The sequence below is a fragment of the Mesoterricola sp. JemC181 genome, from assembly GCF_055384585.1.
The window spans coordinates 3,315,896-3,333,203 of the sequence record NZ_AP045076.1; the positions used below are offsets into that span (position 1 = coordinate 3,315,896).

General features: G+C 71.9%; 10 protein-coding genes. 8 read left to right on the forward strand and 2 right to left on the reverse strand.

All coding sequences use genetic code 11. The annotated features are described in order from the left end of the window. The first annotated feature begins 47 nt into the window (after positions 1 to 47). Positions 48 to 1,262 carry a PAS domain S-box protein gene (locus ACZ5MC_RS14590; RefSeq protein WP_464516136.1) on the forward strand — a complete coding sequence of 405 codons (1,215 nt, stop codon included), beginning with the start codon at positions 48 to 50 and terminating at the stop codon, positions 1,260 to 1,262. A 35-nt stretch (positions 1,263 to 1,297) separates the two neighbouring features. Further along, the gene (locus ACZ5MC_RS14595; RefSeq protein ID WP_464516137.1) at positions 1,298 to 2,689 is read left to right on the forward strand and encodes a flavocytochrome c; all 1,392 of its coding nucleotides are present in this window, start codon (positions 1,298 to 1,300) and stop codon (positions 2,687 to 2,689) included. A gap of 6 nt (positions 2,690 to 2,695) precedes the next feature. Here ACZ5MC_RS14595 and ACZ5MC_RS14600 read toward each other — a convergent pair whose 3' ends face one another. After that, complete coding sequence (locus tag ACZ5MC_RS14600) at positions 2,696 to 4,609, reverse strand: prolipoprotein diacylglyceryl transferase family protein (protein WP_306601237.1); 1,914 nt, start codon at positions 4,607 to 4,609, stop codon at positions 2,696 to 2,698. A gap of 8 nt (positions 4,610 to 4,617) precedes the next feature. Further along, positions 4,618 to 5,415, reverse strand: coding sequence for a hypothetical protein (locus ACZ5MC_RS14605; protein WP_306601238.1), 798 nt, complete (start codon positions 5,413 to 5,415; stop codon positions 4,618 to 4,620). A gap of 132 nt (positions 5,416 to 5,547) precedes the next feature. On the opposite strand from ACZ5MC_RS14605, the gene ACZ5MC_RS14610 reads away from it, so the two are divergent. From ACZ5MC_RS14610 to ACZ5MC_RS14635, 6 genes are all read left to right on the forward strand, one after another. After that, positions 5,548 to 6,882: a sensor histidine kinase gene (locus ACZ5MC_RS14610; protein WP_306601239.1), complete on the forward strand. Its 1,335-nt coding sequence runs from the start codon at positions 5,548 to 5,550 to the stop codon at positions 6,880 to 6,882. A gap of 19 nt (positions 6,883 to 6,901) precedes the next feature. Continuing rightward, positions 6,902 to 11,146: an amylo-alpha-1,6-glucosidase gene (locus ACZ5MC_RS14615; protein WP_464516138.1), complete on the forward strand. Its 4,245-nt coding sequence runs from the start codon at positions 6,902 to 6,904 to the stop codon at positions 11,144 to 11,146. Next, positions 11,139 to 13,325, forward strand: a complete 2,187-nt coding sequence (gene glgB / locus ACZ5MC_RS14620; RefSeq protein ID WP_464516139.1) for a 1,4-alpha-glucan branching protein GlgB — start codon at positions 11,139 to 11,141, stop codon at positions 13,323 to 13,325. Before ACZ5MC_RS14615 ends, glgB begins: the two co-directional genes overlap by 8 nt. 45 nt (positions 13,326 to 13,370) lie before the next feature. Next, positions 13,371 to 15,494: an alpha-glucan family phosphorylase gene (glgP, locus tag ACZ5MC_RS14625; protein WP_464516140.1), complete on the forward strand. Its 2,124-nt coding sequence runs from the start codon at positions 13,371 to 13,373 to the stop codon at positions 15,492 to 15,494. A gap of 119 nt (positions 15,495 to 15,613) precedes the next feature. Further along, positions 15,614 to 16,288 (forward strand): outer membrane beta-barrel protein, encoded by a 675-nt coding sequence (locus ACZ5MC_RS14630; RefSeq protein ID WP_464516141.1) that lies wholly within the window; start codon positions 15,614 to 15,616, stop codon positions 16,286 to 16,288. Positions 16,289 to 16,302: 14 nt separating this feature from the next. Further along, positions 16,303 to 17,175: a phosphodiester glycosidase family protein gene (locus tag ACZ5MC_RS14635; protein WP_306601244.1), complete on the forward strand. Its 873-nt coding sequence runs from the start codon at positions 16,303 to 16,305 to the stop codon at positions 17,173 to 17,175. Positions 17,176 to 17,308: the final 133 nt, after the last annotated feature.

Below are 17,308 nucleotides of genomic sequence, written 5' to 3' on the forward strand. Positions count from 1 at the left end.
CGGCCCTTCCGGCCAAGCCATTCGAAGCGCCGCGGATGGGGGTTGCCATGGAGCAGCGATGGGCGTCCTTCGACGCCTCCATAGGTCAGGAGCTGTTCGAGGCGACGTCGGACCTGATCCTGGTGACCGATCCCCAGGGCGTCATCCTCCGGACCAACCGCAAGGCCGGGCGGGTCCTCGCCGACGCGCCCACCCTGGGGCTGCCCTTCTGGGTCAGGCTGGGCCTGCCCTGCGACACCCTGCAGGGGGCCCTGGAGGTCTGCTCCGCCCAGGTGCCGAAGTACGCCAGCACCGCCCTCCAGGCCGCCTTCGCCGTCCGGCTCGTCGCGCTGGGGGACGGCAGCGCCCCGGGCTTCCTGGTCCTGCTCAGCGAGATGACCGGCCCCTTCCTCCAGCGGGCGGAGCTCGAACGCCAGGTCCAGGAACGGGCCCAGGCCCTGGCCCGGTCCCAGAAGATGCTGCAGACCGTCTTCCAGGGGGTGGGCAAGGGCATCATCCTCGTCGACGAGGACCTGGAGGTCATCGGTTCGAACCAGAAGGCCTGCGAGACCTTCGGCATCCACCCCGAGAACATCCAGGGCGCCCACATCCGCTCGCTCTGCGACGAGCCGGGGCAGGCCGCCGTCCTGAGGATGCTGGACACCATCATCGAGAACCAGGTGCTGAGCGTCGAGGTGGACGCCCTCTACTTCGACAAGCGCCGCTTCCCGGCCGTCTTCACCGTGAGCCTGATCACCGTCGAGGGGAGCAGGCTCTGGATCATCATCACCGAGGACATCTCCAGGCAGAAGGCGATGGAACAGGAGCTCAAGACCGGCAGGGTCCTCACGGAGGAGGCCAACATCGCCCTGCGCAGCGTCCTGAAGAGCATCCAGCTCGAGCAGGAGGAGCTCTCGGCCAAGCTCTCCCGCAGGATCACCAGCGACCTGATGCCGATCCTGCACAAGATCCGGTCCGCGCCCTCCGACGCGGTGCGCAACGGCTACATCGACTTCCTGGGCGAGCTCCTGGCCTCGCTGACCCGGAACACGGGGCCGCAGATGGATTTCGCGCTCCACCGGCTCAGCAAGACGGAGATGAAGATCTGCAATTTCATCCTGGCGGGGTTCAGCACCAAGGAGATCTGCGCCACGATGAACCTGGCCTTCGACACCGTCCAGACCCACCGGAAGAACATCCGGAGAAAGCTCGGCCTTTCGGGATCCGCCGGGATCAGCCTGCACGGGTACCTCAACAGCAAGAAGGCGGCGGTGCCCGCATGACCGCAGCCCGCACCGCAAGACTCCAGGGAGTTCCGATGTTCGACGAGACCTTTGACGTCCTGGTCGTCGGTTCCGGCTACGCCGGGCTCTCGGCGGCGATCGAGGCCAGGCTCGCGGGCCGGTCCGTGCTGGTCATCGAGAAGATGAAGCTGCCCGGAGGCAATTCCGCGCTCAGCGGCGGCCTGTTCGCGGTGGCCAACGCCCCCCTCCAGGCCGCTGAGGGGATCGAGGACTCGCCGGCCCTGCTGGCCGGGGACATGTTCAAGGCCGGCCACGGGCTGAACCACCCCGAGCTCGTGCGCACCGTGGCCGCCGGTTCCCTGGAGGCCTTCCTCTGGTGCCGGGACTACCTCGGCGTGGCCTTCGCCGACAGCCTGCACCATGGGGGCGGCCACTCCGTTCCGCGCACCTACAGTCCCGCCAACTGTTCCGGCTCCGTGATCCTGCAGGCCCTCCTGGTGAAGTGCCGGGAGCTGGGGATCCCCATCCGGCTGCAGACCGCGCTGGAGGGGTTCATCCTCGACGGGGACGGCCGGGTCACCGGGGCCGCCGTCCGCGCGGACTACATCTTCCCCCAGGAGGACAGCGGCGCCCCCCGCAGGATCGGGGCCGCCCGGGGCCTCGTCCTGGCCAGCGGCGGCTGGTGCCAGGACGTGGAATTCCGGAGGGTGCAGGACCCCGGCCTGGACGGCGCGCTGGAGACCACCAACCACCCCGGGGCCACGGCCGAGGGCCTGGTGAGCGCCCTCCGGATCGGCGCTACGCCCCTCCACCTCTCCTGGATCCAGCTGGGGCCCTGGACTTCCCGGGACGAGGAGGGCTGGGGGGTCAGCACCATGTTCTCGGTGCTGGTGGGCCTGCGCCACGGGGTCATGGTCGACGCGTCCACCGGAAGGCGCTTCGTGAACGAGCTCGCGGACCGGCTCTCCCGCGCCCGCGAAATGGTCGCCGCCGGGCGGGACCCCATGCTGATCGTGGGCGGAAGGGCGGCGCGGCAGTACCCGAACCTGGCCCAGTGCCTGAAGCGCGGAGCCGTGAAGCGCTACGGGACGCTCGAGGAGCTGGCCCAGGACCAGGCCATCGATCCGGCCGCGCTGTCGGAGACCCTGGAGCACTTCAACCGGTCGCTGGACGAAGGCGTCGACCTGGAATTCGGCAGGCCCCTGGGAACCCAGGAGCGGTACCGCGTCGAACCGCCCTACCACCTCGTGCGGCTCCGCCCCAAGCTCCACTACTGCAACGGCGGCATCCAGATCGACGCCGACGCCCGGGTCCTGGACCTCGGGCGCCACCAGCCGATCCCGGGCCTCCTCGCCGCCGGCGAGGTCACCGGCGGCGTGCACGGGGCCTGCAGGCTGGGCGGCATGGCCATCCCCGAGTGCATCGTGTTCGGCCGGATCGCGGGGAGGAACGCCTCCCGGGCCTGAAGGCGCTCACGCCAGCCGTGAGAACCTCCGGTTCGACTCCGGGAAGTCCGCCCCCAGGGCCAGCCACACGCAGAGCCCCGCGCCCAGGGCCGCGGCGAAGGCCGTCCCGTCCAGGCGCGCCCCGGGGGCCGGACCCGCGCCGCCCAGGCACGTGAGGAAGGCCCCCAGGGCCGCGACGGGGACCGCGACCCACTGGTAGAGCCGCAGCCCCCCGAGGACGGGGGTCTGGGGCTCGCCCCGGGTGCCTTCCTCCGCGAACCGGCCCAGGCTGTTGAGCACCAGGTAGACGCCGGCGATGAAGGGGAGGCCCGCGCCCACTCGCCAGAGGCGAAGGAGGACCAGCCAGGTCACGCCGTTCCAGAGGATCGAATAGAGGGGGGAGGGATGGAGGGGGAGGCCCCGGAGCCCGGAGAGCCGGGACACCCGGGACCGGGGATGGACGTAGCGGATGCCCACGGACGCCGGCGCCACCCGGCCGTGGCAGCAGCCCTGGACGAGGCACCGCACCCGGCCCAGGCCCTGGATCACGGGCCCCGCCACCGCTGCGGCGCCCAGCAGCAGCCAGCCCTGGCCAGAGAGGAGGTGCCCGGCCAGGACGCCGGCGAAGGTGCCCAGCACGCCGCCGTAATAGCCGTAGGGCCGGAGCAGCTCCGGGCCCCCCTCGACGAGCTGGGCCCACAGGCCCGCCCCGGCCAGGCCGCAGAGCACCACCAGCAGGATCTCCGGCGTGAGGGTTCCGCCCGTGAAGGCGCACATGAGGAGGACCCCCAGGCCCACCCCCAGGCCCGCCCAGAACCCGTGGTTGATGATGCGCAGGGGCCCCAGGCGCCACTCACGCCAGGAATTGGCCACCCTCTCGGCCCCGCGGCGCAGGAACTCCCATAGGGCGTCCGCGCGCAGGGCGCCCCAGCCCAGGAGGGCCCCGGCGGCCACGTCGGCCAGCGTGTGCATGCCCGTGGCCGCGCAGGCCCACACCACCAGTGCCGCCCAGAGCCGGGCGGCAGGCTTCCACCGGGGGGAGGCCGCCCCGGCCGCCAGGATCGCCCAGGCGGCGTGGAAGGACGGGAAGGCGCACATGGGGGTGTCGTGGAGGCGCTCCCACTGCAGGAGGCGCCCCAGGGGCCCGGCCGCCTCGAAGGGCCGGGGGGGCGCCATCACGGGCAGGACCGCGAAGCAGAGGGTGCCCGCAAGGGTGGCCACGAGCCCCGCGGTGCAGAACCGGCGCAGGTCCCGGCCGGACCGCGCCAGCCAGGGCACGGCGAGGACCCACAGGTAGAGGCTGGCGTAGGGGAGCTCGGCCTCCTCCACCACCGGCCAGCCCCGCTCGAAGGGAAGGCCGAGGTCGAGGGCGTCCCGGGGCGTGCCCAGGGCCGCCGCGAGCCCGTAGAGCAGAAGCCAGGGCAGGAGCACCAGGACGTAGGCGGAGGCCCGGTCCGCCGGGGTGGGCGGACCGTCCTGGGCCGCGGGAAGGCGCAGCAGGGGCCCGCGCCTTTCCCGGCCGAACCGCGCGTCCAGGGCCGGGCCCTCGTAGCCCAGCACGAGGGCCGCGCAGCCCAGGACCACCGCCGGGCCCACCAGCCAGAACCCGCTGCCCGAGCCCGTGGCCATGGCCGCGCCCAGGCACAGGACGCAGAATCCCGCGTAGATGGGATGCGGGGTGAGGGCGTAGAGGCCGCGGACCACGAGGCGCCGGGGCGGGTAGGCGTTCATGGGCAGGCCCTCCCCGTGGCGCGTGAGGGTCGCCATGGCCAGGAGCATCGCCAGGCCCCCCGCCGCCGCCAGGATCCGGCCGGCCCAGGCGGGGCCCGGCGGCGGGAGCCGGACCTGCCCGGCCGCGCCCCGCGCCCAGGCCCAGAGCAGGAGCGGCAGGAGGACCACGAAGAGGAGGGCGTAGAGGAGCTTGCCGAGGCGGGGGGACATGGGGGGCCTCATGGGGTGCCGACGGTTTCATGGATGACCCAGCCACGGACGTCCGGAGCGCCTTCCCTGTGCAGGACGCCGGAACTCCTCCATTTGCGCTCCCGCAGGGCGCCGAAGGAGGCCGGGACGAGGCCGGCGACGGCCGGGAACCGGAGGAGGCCCGGCGGCAGGACCGGCGCGTCCCGGATGACGAGGCGGTCCGGGACCTCGAGCTCCAGGGTGGCGCCGGGAAGGCTCACCCGGTCCTCCTCCACCCGCCCCCCGGCCACCTCCCGGCCGTCCAGGACGGTCCAGGTCCGCGGCGCGGCCCCGCGCCATCCGATCCACACCAGGGAGGCCCCCCCGCCCGCGAAGCGCCCCCAGCGCAGCTCCTCGAAGGGGAGGTGCCAGGGTCCGTACCCGAGGTCCAGGCGCTCGGCGTAGCCGTCGCCCCGGAGGCGCCGCCCGCCCAGGACGAGCTCCACCGCCGAGGCCGGCTGCAGGCAGGCCCAGGTGAGGTCCCGGCCCTGGCGCTCGTGCAGCCGCAGCGTGCATGGCGGGCAGCGCGCCTCCCACCGGCCCTCCAGGTCCAGGGGACGGCAGGACCAGCCGAGGTGGCCGTCCAGGACCCTGGGCTCGTCCGAAGGGCGGAAGGAGGACGCCGCCTCCCCTTCGGCCCCCAGGCGGCTGCAGTAGCTCAGGTCCAGCCCCCCCAGGCTCAGCCGGGCCCAATAGCCGATGAAGACCTCCCCGTGGGGGGTGACGCAGTCGAGGTACCACTTGCGAAGGCGGAAGGCGTCCATGGGTCTCTGGGGGCTTTCGCCCATCCTACTCCTGGATGGCGCGGAGGTCCTGGAGGTTCCAAAAAACAATCAATTCAACATATAGCCGGGAATTTCCGGAGAACCCTATCAGTCCCAGGGAATAGCCGGGACAATGGACCCAAGGAGCCCCAGACCATGCCCAACGCTCATCCGGACCTGTCGCAGCGGATGACCACGCCCCTCCTGCCCTGGGCCCTGGCCCTGGCGGGCGGCGCGCTCATGGCCAGCGACATCGAGCCGGTGCTGAGGGTCGCCGGGTTCCTGGCGGCGGCGGGGGGCGGGGCTTCCCTCCACCTGTCCATGAAGCGGCACCGGGAGACCATGGCCCGGCTCCTCGCGGCCATCCCCCTGCCGGAGAAGGGCGAGGAGCTGTTCCGCGCCCTGCCCCGGGCCTGGTCGGCCCTGGAGGCGGAGAACCACCGGCTGGCCAACGAGGTCGAGGCCGAGGACCAGGTGCGCCGCCAGATTCTCGCCAACCTGCGCACGGGGATCGTGCTCCTGGGCCTGGACCGCCAGATCCGGCTCTTCAACCCCAAGGCCCGGACCATCCTGGGCGCCTCCAGCCACCTGGGGGAGGGCGAGTCGCTGGTGTCGGCCTTCCGGGAGCCCGAGAGCCTGCGCAACCTCCAGGACGCCTACGGGGGCGCCTTCCGGGAGTGGACCCTCAAGCGCAACCCCAGGACCATCCGCCTGCGGGCCGTGCCCTTCCCCGCCCCCGCGGGGGAGGGGACCTGGGTGCTGGTCACCCTGGACGACATCACCCACTTCGAGGCCCTGGAGACCACCCGCCAGAAGTTCATCTCCAACGCCAGCCACGAGCTGAAGACGCCGGTGACGGGCATCCGGGTGGCGGTGGAGAACCTCCAGGACGGGGCCCTCGTCCTCCCCGAGGGCGACACCAGCCTGAAGATCATTTTGCGCAGCCTGGACCGCATGGTCATGCTCCTGGACGACATCTCGGAGCTGAGCCGCATCGAGACCGGCGCCCTGCGCCTGGATGCCAGGCCCCTGACGGTGGGGCCCTTCATGACCGAATTCCTGGAGAGCGTCCAGCCCCTGGCCCGGGTCCGGAACGTGCGCATCCTGTCCGACGTGGAACCCGGCGCCACGGGCCACGCCTTCCGGGCCGACCCCATGCGCCTGGGCCAGCTCCTGGAGAACCTGGTGTCCAACGCCGTGAAGTTCGGGCCCCCGGAATCCGAGGTGCGGGTCGCGGCGCGCCTGGAAGGCGACGCCCTGGCCTTTTCCGTGGCCGACCAGGGCCCGGGCATCGGCTCGCAGGACCTGCCCCGGATCTTCGAGCGCTTCTTCCGGGCCCCGGCCACCCGGGGCGTGCCGGGCACCGGCCTGGGCCTCTCCATCGTCAAGCACCTGGCCGTGCTCATGGGCGGCGAGGTGGACGTGCAAAGCGAACCGGGCCGGGGCGCCATATTCACCTTCCGCCTCCCGGCGGCCGAAATGAAACCGTAGCCCCTTTCCCGAGGTGCCCTTGTCCCAGCCAGCCATGACCCCCGCACCCGGCAGCCGCATCGTTCGGTATGTGGGGGACCGCGTGCGCTTCACGCTCGAGGGACAGGGCCCGGCCTTCCTGCGCACCAACCTCACCCGGGGCGCCCAGGCCCGGCAGGAGGTCATCGCCCTCTCCGGGGCCGTCACCAGCGGCACCCGCACCTTCGCCGGCGCCTCCTGGCGGGACATCCCCCTGACCCAGCGGGACGGCCTCTGGGAGCTGGACCTGCCCCTGACCGAGGTGGGCTACTTCCGGGCCAAGGCCTACCGCCTGGACGAGGCCGGCACCCAGCACTGGCCCGACGGCGCCGACGTGGGCATCTCCGTCCACCCCGACCACCTGCGCACCGGCAACACCATCTACTGCGCCTTCCCCCGCATGTTCGGGCCTTCCCGCACCGGCCGCAGCACCCGGGAGCCCGTGCTGGACGAGCAGCTCAACAGCCTGGACCAGCGCGGCTTCACCGTGATCCCCCCCTCGGGCAAGCTGCGCGAGCTCACCGCCTGCGTGCCCCACATCCTCGGGACCCTGGGCTGCCGCATCCTCCACCTGCTGCCCCTGGGCCCCACCCCCACGACCTTCGCGCGCTTCGGGCGCTTCGGCAGCCCCTACGCCCAGCAGGACCTCACCGCCATCGACCCCGCCCTGGTGGAGTTCGACGAGCGCACCACGGGCGTCGAGCAGTTCCAGGAGCTGGCCCACGCGGTGCACCTGCGCTCGGGCCTGGTCTTCCTGGACATCGTGGTCAACCACACCGGCTGGGGCTCCCGGCTCATGGAGGGCCGGCCCCAGTGGTTCCACCGGAACCCCGACGGCACCTTCCACAGCCCCGGCGCCTGGGGCACCACCTGGGGCGACCTGGTGGAGCTGGACAACCGCGAGCCCCACCTCTGGGAAGTGGTGGCGGAATCGCTGCTCACCTGGTGCCGGCGCGGCGTGGACGGCTTCCGCTGCGACGCCGGCTACATGGTGCCGCTCCCGGCCTGGCAGTACATCGTGGCCCGGGTGCGCCAGGAATTCCCCGACGCGGTGTTTCTCCTGGAGGGCCTGGGCGGCGCGTGGGAGCTCACGGAGACCCTGCTCACCGAGGGCGGCATGCAGTGGGCGTACTCGGAGCTCTTCCAGAACTACTCCCCCCGCGACGTGGCGGCCTACCTGGACCACGCCGCGCACCAGGGCGGCCGCATCGGCCCCCTGGTGCACTACAGCGAGACGCACGACAACGACCGCCTCGCCAAGCGCGGCGCCGACTGGTCCCTGCACCGGAACCGCCTGTGCGCCCTCACCAGCCTGTGCGGCACCTTCGGCTTCACCGGCGGCGTGGAGTGGCTGGCCACCGAGAAGATCGAGGTGCACCAGTCCCGGGGCATGGCCTGGGGCGCGGCCGAGAACCTCGTGGAGGAACTGGCGGCCCTCAACCACCTGCTGGGCTCCCACCCCTGCTTTTTCGACGGGGCGCGCCTGGAGCGCCTGAGCTCCGGGGAATCCCCGGTGCTGGCCCTGCGCCGCGCGTCCTGGGACGGCCGGGACCAGGTGCTGGTGCTCGTGAACCTCACCATGGAGCCCCAGGAGTGGCTGCTCACCGCCCCCGCCTGGGAGGAGCTGGAACGCCCCTCCCTGGACCTCCTGGGCCAGGCCTTCCCCCGCCTCCGCCAGAACCCGGGCGGCTCGGTGACCTTCGTCCTGCGGCCCTGGGCCGCCCACTGCCTGGCTGCCGCGAGCACCCCCCGGGGCCTGGCGGGCCCCGAGTACCGGGCGCGGCGCGCCCAGGCCGCCTGGGCCTACCAGGCCCTGGCCACGGTCCTGCCCGCCGAGACCCTGGGACCCTCCGCCTGGCAGGAGGTGGCCGCCCTGGCCGGCTCCGACCCCGCCGCCTTCCTGGCCTCCCTGGCCTACCTCGACCCCGCTGCGGTCCGGGCCGATCTCCCCGCCGCCATCCGCGCCGCCCGGAACGGCTACCCGCGGGTCATCCGCTGGGGACTGCAGGACCTGGGCCGGGTGACGCCCCTGCCCCCGGAGCACTGGCTCCTGGTGGAGGACGCCGCCCCCTTCGCCGTGTCCCTGCGGGTCCCGGGCCTGGGGCCCATCCACCTGCGCAGCATCCCCTCGGACGCCGGGCACGTGGCGGCGGTCCCCCCGTCCCTCCTGGCCCGGGCTCCGCGCCCCCTGGAGGCCGAGATCCAGCTGGAGCGGTTCAAGGAGGCCCGCACCCCGCCTGCCGGCAAGGTGCGCCTCCTGTCCCCGGACCCCACCTTCCCGCGCCACGCCAAGGAGGGCTCCTGCCTGCTCACCAACGGCCGGGGCGGCATGGCCCGCCTGCGGGCCGACCTGGGCACGGTGGCCTCCAAGTACGACTGCCTCCTGGGCGCCAACCTCCACCCCGCCGTCCCCTGCGACCGCCACGTCCTGGCCAAGCGCCTGCGGGCCTGGGTGAACGCCGACGGCTTCCTGACGCCCCTGGACAGCGGGAACCTGGTGCACTTCACGGCCGGGCCCCCGGCGCGCTGGGTCTTCGCGGCACCCGCGGGCGACGGCCGCGTGGTGCAGGTGGAGCTGACCATCGACCTGCTGCCGGACCGCAACACCGTGGTGGCGAGGTTCCGCCGCCCCGACGGGCCCCCGCCCATCGGGACCGACCTGCCCGAGGGCCCCTCCGTGGTGCTCACCGTGCGCCTGGACCTGGAGGACCGCGGCTACCACTCCGAGACCACCGCCAACGAAGGCGCCGACCACTACTTCCGCACGAGCACCAGGGACCGGGAGGGGGGCATGGGGTTCCTCTTCGAGCCCGGCCCGGACCGGCGCCTCGCGGCCTGGACCGACCGCGGCCGCTGGCACGCGGATCCCGAGTGGTGCCTGGGGATCCCCCACCCCGTGGAGGCCTCCCGGGGCATGACCGCCCAGGGCGACGCCTGGAGCCCGGGCTGGTTCGAGCTGCCCCTGGACCGCCCCGGGGCGGTGACCCTCGCCCTCTGCGCGGACCCGACCGAACCGGCCCCGGCCGAGCTGCACCGGTTCACCCAGCTGCGCGCCGAGGCCCTGGGCCGCTCCGCCCTGCCCAAGGACAGCTTCGGCCTCCAGCTGTGGCTGGCCTCCCGGGCCTTCCTGGCCCGCCGGGGCGAAGGCCTCACCGTCATCGCCGGCTATCCCTGGTTCCTGGACTGGGGCCGGGACACCTTCATCGCCGCCCGGGGCCTCCTCGCCGGCGGCATGGTCGACGAGGTGCGCGGGATCCTGCGCACCTTCGCCGCCTTCGAGGACCGGGGCACGCTGCCCAACGCCCTCTCGGCGGACTCCACCGCCGACCGCGACACCTCGGACGCGCCGCTGTGGTTCGCCCTGGCCGCCGAGGAGGCCGGAGCCGAGGACCTCCTGCCCGTGCTGGAGGCCATCGCCCGGGGCTACCGCGACGGCACGCCCAACGGCATCAAGGTGGACGCGGACTCGGGCCTGGTGTGGAGCCCCTCCCACTTCACCTGGATGGACACCAACTACCCCGCCGGCACCCCCCGCCAGGGCTACCCGGTGGAGATCCAGGCCCTGTGGATCCGGCTCCTGCGCCGGCTGGGCCCCGGCTGGGCCGGGCTGGAGGCGAGGGCCCGGGCCTCGCTGGACCTCTTCTGGGACGAGGAGCTGGGCTGGTTCCACGACCACCTGGAGGCCCGGGACGGCGTTCCCGCCGCCCTCGCCCGGGGCGACGGCCACCTGCGGCCCAACCAGCTCTTCCTGGTGAGCCTGGGCCTCGTGGAGGGCGCAAGGGCCCAGCGGGCCGTGGCGGCCTGCGCCCGGCACCTCCTCGTGCCCGGCGGCATGCGCACCCTGGCGCCGCTGCCGGTGCTCTCCCCCCTGCCCATCCTGGGCCCCTCGGGCCTCCTGAACGACCCCATGCACCCCTACTGGGGCCGCTACGAGGGGGACGAGGACACGCGGCGCAAGCCCGCCTACCACAACGGCACCGCCTGGGTGTGGCTCCTGCCCACCTTCTGCGAGGCCCTGGCCGCGGCCTACGGCTTCCAGCCCCAGGCCGTGGAGGCGGCCCGGGCCATCCTGGGCTCCCTGGACGGACTGCTGGCCTCGGGCTGCCTGGGCCAGCTCCCGGAGATCCTGGACGGCGACGCCCCCCATGCCCAGAGGGGTTGCGACGCCCAGGCCTGGAGCGTCACCGAAGCGTTGCGGGTTTGGCTTACACTGGACGGACACCCCCCGAGGAAACCGAATGGCTGATCAAGGTTTTGACGCGCAAGCCTTCCTGAACGGGGACTGCTCCAACCCCGCCTACGTCTTCGGGCTCCACCCCCTGCCCGGCTCGGGGCTGGAGGCGCGGGTCTTCGCGCCCCGGGCGACGAAAGTCGAGCTGGTGAAGGAACCCGCCGGGGAGGTGGTGGCCGAGCTGCGCATGACGCACCCCGAGGGCATCTTCGAGACCGTGCTGCCGCGGCTGCGCAAGTGGTTCCCCTACCACTTCCGGGTCCACGGGTGGGGGCCGGAGCCCCTGGAGATGGACGACCCCTACCGGTTCAGCGCCGCCCTGGGCGACCTGGACGTCTACCTCATGGCCGAAGGCACCCACCTGCGCCTCTACGAGAAGCTGGGCGCCCACCCCTCGGAGCGCGACGGCGTGCCCGGCGTGGACTTCGCCGTGTGGGCCCCCAACGCCCGGCGCGTGAGCGTGGTGGGCACCTTCAACAACTGGGACGGGCGCCGGCACATCATGCGCCCCTTCGCGAGCTCCGGCGTCTGGGAGCTGTTCATCCCCCGCATGGCCCCCGGCGACCTCTACAAGTTCGAGATCAAGAGCGCGGCCGGCAAGGTCCTGCCCCTGAAGGCCGACCCCTTCGCCTTCCAGTGCGAGCACGCCCCCGGCACCGCCTCGGTGGTGCACGATCCCCGCGGCCACACGTGGCAGGACGGCGCCTTCATGGCCGAGCGCTGGAAGCGCAACCGCTTCGACGCCCCCATGAGCATCTACGAGGTGCACCTGGGCTCCTGGCGCCGCCGGGACGACGGCGGCTTCATGGGCTACCGGGAGCTGGCCGACACCCTCATCCCCTACGCCAAGGAGATGGGCTTCACCCACATCCAGATGCTCCCCGTGAGCGAGCACCCCTTCTACGCGTCCTGGGGCTACCAGCCCCTGGGCATGTTCGCCCCCACCTGCCGCTACGGCTCGCCCCAGGACTTCCAGGAGTTCGTGGACCGCTGCCACCAGGAGGGCCTGGGCGTGCTGCTGGACTGGGTCCCGGCGCACTTCCCCGGGGACGCCCATGGCCTGGGCGAGTTCGACGGCACCCACCTCTACGAGCACGCCGACCCCCGCAAGGGCCGGCACATGGACTGGGGCACCCTCATCTACAACTACGGGCGCACCGAGGTGCAGAACTTCCTCATCGCCAACGCGCTGTTCTGGCTGGACCGCTTCCACATCGACGGGCTGCGGGTGGACGCGGTGGCGTCCATGCTCTACCTGGACTACAGCCGGGCCCAGGGCCAGTGGCTGCCCAACCGCTACGGCGGCCGGGAGAACCTGGAGGCCGTGGCCTTCCTGCGCAGGCTGAACGAGGTGGTCTACTCCCACTTCCCCGACACCTGCACCGTGGCCGAGGAATCCACCGCCTGGCCCATGGTCTCGCGGCCCACCAGCGTGGGGGGCCTGGGGTTCGGGTTCAAGTGGAACATGGGCTGGATGCACGACACGCTGGCCTACTTCGGCCGGAACATGCTGCACCGCAAGCACCACCACGGCGAGATCACCTTCAGCATGCTCTACAACGACACCGAGAACTTCATGCTGCCGCTTTCCCACGACGAGGTGGTGCACGGCAAGAAGTCCCTGCTGTGGCGCATGCCCGGCACCCGGTGGGAGCAGTTCGCCAACCTGCGCCTGCTCTTCGCCTACCAGTTCCTGCACCCCGGCAAGAAGCTCCTTTTCATGGGCTGCGAGTTCGGGCAGGACCACGAGTGGGACCACAACAAGGCCCTGGACTGGGGCCTGCTGGAATTCCAGGAGCACCAGGGCGTCCGGCGCCTGGTGCGCGACCTCAACACCCTGTACCGGGGCCTGCCGGCCCTCTTCGACCGGGACTGCGCACCGGACGGCTTCCAGTGGATCGACTGCGAGGACCGCAGGAACAGCACCCTCGCCCTCATCCGCAAGGCCAACGACGGCTCCTTCGCCGTGGCCGTCCTGAACTTCACGGCCATGCCCCACACCGGCTACCGCGTGGGGGTCCCCGCCCCCGGCAGGTACCTGGAGGTCCTCAACTCCGATGCCTCTTTATACGGGGGCCAGAACTTCGGCAACGGCGGCGCCGTTGAGACGAAACCCCTGGCAGCGCACGGCTTCCCGCAGTCCGTGGAGCTCACCCTGCCCCCCCTGGGGGTGGTCGTGCTCAGACTCGGCTAAGATGGTCATTTCCTCAACCCGCCCCCCCCAGAAAGGCTTGAATACATGGATACGCTCCAACAGAAGCTCCAGAAGCTGACCCGCAACCTCTGGTGGACCTGGCGCCCGGAAGTGCGCGCCATCTTCCGGGACCTGGACCTGGACATCTACCACAAGGCCCACCGCAACCCGGTGCGGGTGATCAAGGAGATCACCCCCGAGCTGCTCGAGAAGCGCGCCGACCAGGTGGACATCGCCACCCGCACGGACCGCGCCCTGCGCCAGCTCAACGAGTACCTGAACCCCCTGACCACCTGGGGCATGATCCACGCCGGCAGCCTCCAGTCCCGCCCCGTGGCCTACTTCTGCGCCGAGTTCGGCATCCACGAGTCCCTGCCCATCTACTCCGGCGGCCTGGGCATCCTCGCCGGCGACCACCTCAAGGGCGCCAGCAACCTGGGCGTGCCCCTGGTGGGCGTGGGCCTCATGTACCACCGCGGCTACACCACCCAGATGCTGGACGGAACCTTCTGGCAGCAGGACGTCAGTGAGCCCTTCGAACTCGAGGACCTGCCCGTGTACCCGGCCATCGGCGCCGACGGCAAGCCCGCCCGCGTGAGCGTGGAACTCCCCGGGCGCCTGGTGTGGGCCAAGGTCCTCGAATGCCACGTGGGGCGCATCCGCCTCATCCTGCTCGACACCCGGGACGACGCCAACAGCGAGGAGGACAAGGCCCTGGCCGCCAACCTCTACGGCGGCGACAACCGCATGCGCATCCAGCAGGAGCTCCTCCTGGGCGTGGGCGGGTCGCGGGCCCTGCGGGCTCTCGGCATCACGCCCAGCGTCATCCACCTCAACGAGGGCCACTCGGCCTTCGCCATCCTGGAATGGGCCCGCCACCGGATCCAGCAGGACGACATGGAGCCCTGGGCCGCCATCGCCGAGGCGGCGTCGGGCACGGTGTTCACCACCCACACCCCGGTCGAGGCCGGCCACGACAAGTTCCCCGCCGACCTCGCCGAGGAGCACCTGCGCGCCCTGGCCGAGGGCCTCCGGCTCCCCCTGCACGACGTGCTGGGCCTGGGCCGCACCAACCCCGGCGACCTGGGGTCCCCCTTCCTCCCCACCGTCCTCGCCCTGAAGCACTGCCGGCGCGCCAACGGCGTCTCGGCCCTGCACGGCAAGGTGGCCCGTTCCATGTGGCAGCACCTCTGGCCCACCCGCAGCGAGCACGACGTGCCCATCGGGCACATCACCAACGGCGTGCACGTGCCCAGCTGGCTCTCCTCCGAGCTCAACACCCTCATGACCACCCACCTGGGCGTCAACTGGATGGAAGGCATCGTGCGCCCCGACCTGTGGACCAAGATCGCCGCCATCGACCCCGCCGAGATCTGGGAGATCAAGAAGGTCCTCAAGGGCCGCATGCTCAAGCTCGTGCGCGAGCGCCAGACCGCCATGCGCGCCCGCCAGGGCCTTCCGCCCCTCGAGCCCGCCCCGCTGGAGCCCGACGCCCTCACCATCGGCTTCGCCCGCCGCTTCGTGCCCTACAAGCGCCCCGACCTGCTCTTCACGGACCTGGACCGCCTCGACGCCCTGGTGAACAACCCCCAGCGCCCCGTGAACCTCATCTTCGCCGGCCGGGCCCACCCCGCCGACGGCCCCGGCAAGGCCCTCATCCAGAAGGTGGGCCAGCTCACCGCCGACCCGCGCTTCCGCAACCGCATCCTGTTCGTGGAAAACTACAACATCCACATCGGACGCAACCTCTACCAGGGCGTGGACGCCTGGCTCAACAACCCCCGGCGGCCCCTGGAGGCCTGCGGCACCAGCGGCATGAAGGTGGTCATGAACGGCGGCCTCCACATCTCCGTGCTGGACGGGTGGTGGGCCGAGGCCTACGACGGCGAGAACGGCTTCGCCATCGGGAACGGCGAGATCCACGAGTCCACCGAGGTGCAGGACCGGCGCGACGCCGACGCCCTCTTCCGGCTCCTGGAGGAGAAGGTGGTGCCCATGTACTACCGGCAGGACGCCAACGGTGTTCCCCGCCAGTGGATCCACGCCATCCAGCGCTCCATGCGCACCCTGGCCTGGCGCTTCAACGCCGACCGCATGGTCATGGACTACGTGCGGAACTGCTACCTGCCCGCCGCCGTGGCCTCCTCCTGCCAGATGCCCACCCCCTGAACTTGAATTCACCATCCGTCCCCGCCCCCCCTGGGGCGGGCGGCGGCGTGGCTTCCCGGGGCGGGATGCCTTACACTGCATCCATGGGCCTTCGCCATACAGCCAAAAGGAATCCGTTCATGGGCACCTCCCTGCGCGCCATCGTCAGCACCGCCGCGGCCCTCCTGGCCTGCGGCGCCCTCCACGCCGAAAGCGGCACCTGGGGCGCGCAGATCGGCATGGCCCAGCCCTCCGGGGGCGCCAAGCAGTGGGTGGGCTCCAGCGTCGGCGCCGCCCTGGACGTCACCGACACCTACAACCTGGGCGGCCAGGACTCGGTGCGCATGCGCTTCGGGTACTTCACCTTCAAGGGCAGCAGCACCACCCCCGAGACGCTCACGGTGCCCGGCTGGGCCCAGGCCACCTACCCCGCCAACACCACCAACGAGACCTACGCCTTCACCTACGGGGCCGAATACGTCCGCAGCCTTCCCGCGCGGCTCTACGTGCTGGCCGGCCTGGGCGTCGCCTACGTTTCGGCCAACCGCACCGGCACCTTCGACCTGACCAGCGCCGCCGCCGGCCCGGTCAAGAGCAACTACGACGCCAACAACTTCGTCCCCTACTACTGCGCCGGCCTCGGCTTCCAGATCACCCGTTCCGTGGCCCTGGAGGCCCGCTACCAGTCGACCACCATGAAGGCCCAGACCCGCAAGCTGGACCTGAAGGCCCTGGGCTACACCACCCCCGCCCAGGTGGCCTTCGACAAGCTGACCGTCTCGACCCTGACCGTAGGATTGAGCCTCACGTTCTGACCGGGAGACCCCCCATGAGAATCCGCGGGGCCCTCTGGGCCGTTGCCTGTCTCGTCGCCATCGCCCCCCTGCGGGCCCAGCTCAAGGCGGGCCCCTGGGTCCCCGCCTACCAGGGCGTGGAGATCGCCACCGGCGACGCCCCCGAACCCCGCCGCCAGAAGGTCTTCGCCGTGCGGGTGGACCTGCGGGCACCCGGCATCGAGCTCTTCACGACCCCCCACGCCGGACCCATCGAGACCATAAGCGAGACCACGAGCGAATTCCTGGCCCACCACCGCCTCCAGGTGGCCATCAACGCCAACTTCTACGACCCCTGCTGCACCCCCGGCGACAAGGACCTCCTGGGCCTGGCCATGGCCCGCGGGGAGGTGGTCTCCCCCGCCGTGCCCAAGGGCATCGGCGCCTCCGCCCTCGTGGCCACCCGGGACAACTTCGCCGCCATCCTGAAGACCGGCCCCGGCTTCACCCCCGGCGGCCTCTGGACCGCCGTGGCGGGGTCCGAGGTGGTGCTGGCGAACGGCGTCCGCACGATCTCCGAAACCAAGTTCAACAAGGCCACCCACCCCCGCACCGCCGTGGGCCTCACCCGCGACGGCCGCCACCTGATCCTCCTGGTCATCGACGGCCGCCAGGAAGGCTACAGCGTCGGCGCCACCATGGAGGAGGTGGTGGACTGGCTGGTCCGCTTCGGCGCCACCGACGGCCTGAACCTGGACGGCGGCGGCTCCACCGCGCTGGTGCGGGACGTGGACGGCCATCCCAGGCTGGTGAACCACCCCAGCGGCGTGGCCATGGGCTCCAGCAGCAACGCCGGCGGGGAGCCCCAGCAGCGGTCCAACGGGAACAACTTCGGGGTCTTCGCGCGGCCGCTGCAGCCGGCTTCCTGAGGTTCTCCCCGAACTACCACAACACGGCTGGTCCCGGCACGACCGCCTCTGCTGCGTGGCGCCCAGCTACGACACCGCTTCGGAACGATTCGAGGTGAGCGACCTGGCCCACGAAGGACAACGCGTCTCCGAC

Coding starts and splice junctions, on each gene's coding strand:
- ACZ5MC_RS14635 (WP_306601244.1), top strand. CDS start 16,303: ATGAGAATCCGCGGGGCCCTCTGGGCCGTTGCCTGTCTCGTCGCCATC.
- glgB (WP_464516139.1), top strand. CDS start 11,139: ATGGCTGATCAAGGTTTTGACGCGCAAGCCTTCCTGAACGGGGACTGC.
- ACZ5MC_RS14590 (WP_464516136.1), top strand. CDS start 48: ATGGAGCAGCGATGGGCGTCCTTCGACGCCTCCATAGGTCAGGAGCTG.
- ACZ5MC_RS14605 (WP_306601238.1), bottom strand. CDS start 5,415: ATGGGCGAAAGCCCCCAGAGACCCATGGACGCCTTCCGCCTTCGCAAG.
- ACZ5MC_RS14610 (WP_306601239.1), top strand. CDS start 5,548: ATGCCCAACGCTCATCCGGACCTGTCGCAGCGGATGACCACGCCCCTC.
- glgP (WP_464516140.1), top strand. CDS start 13,371: ATGGATACGCTCCAACAGAAGCTCCAGAAGCTGACCCGCAACCTCTGG.
- ACZ5MC_RS14595 (WP_464516137.1), top strand. CDS start 1,298: ATGTTCGACGAGACCTTTGACGTCCTGGTCGTCGGTTCCGGCTACGCC.
- ACZ5MC_RS14600 (WP_306601237.1), bottom strand. CDS start 4,609: ATGTCCCCCCGCCTCGGCAAGCTCCTCTACGCCCTCCTCTTCGTGGTC.
- ACZ5MC_RS14630 (WP_464516141.1), top strand. CDS start 15,614: ATGGGCACCTCCCTGCGCGCCATCGTCAGCACCGCCGCGGCCCTCCTG.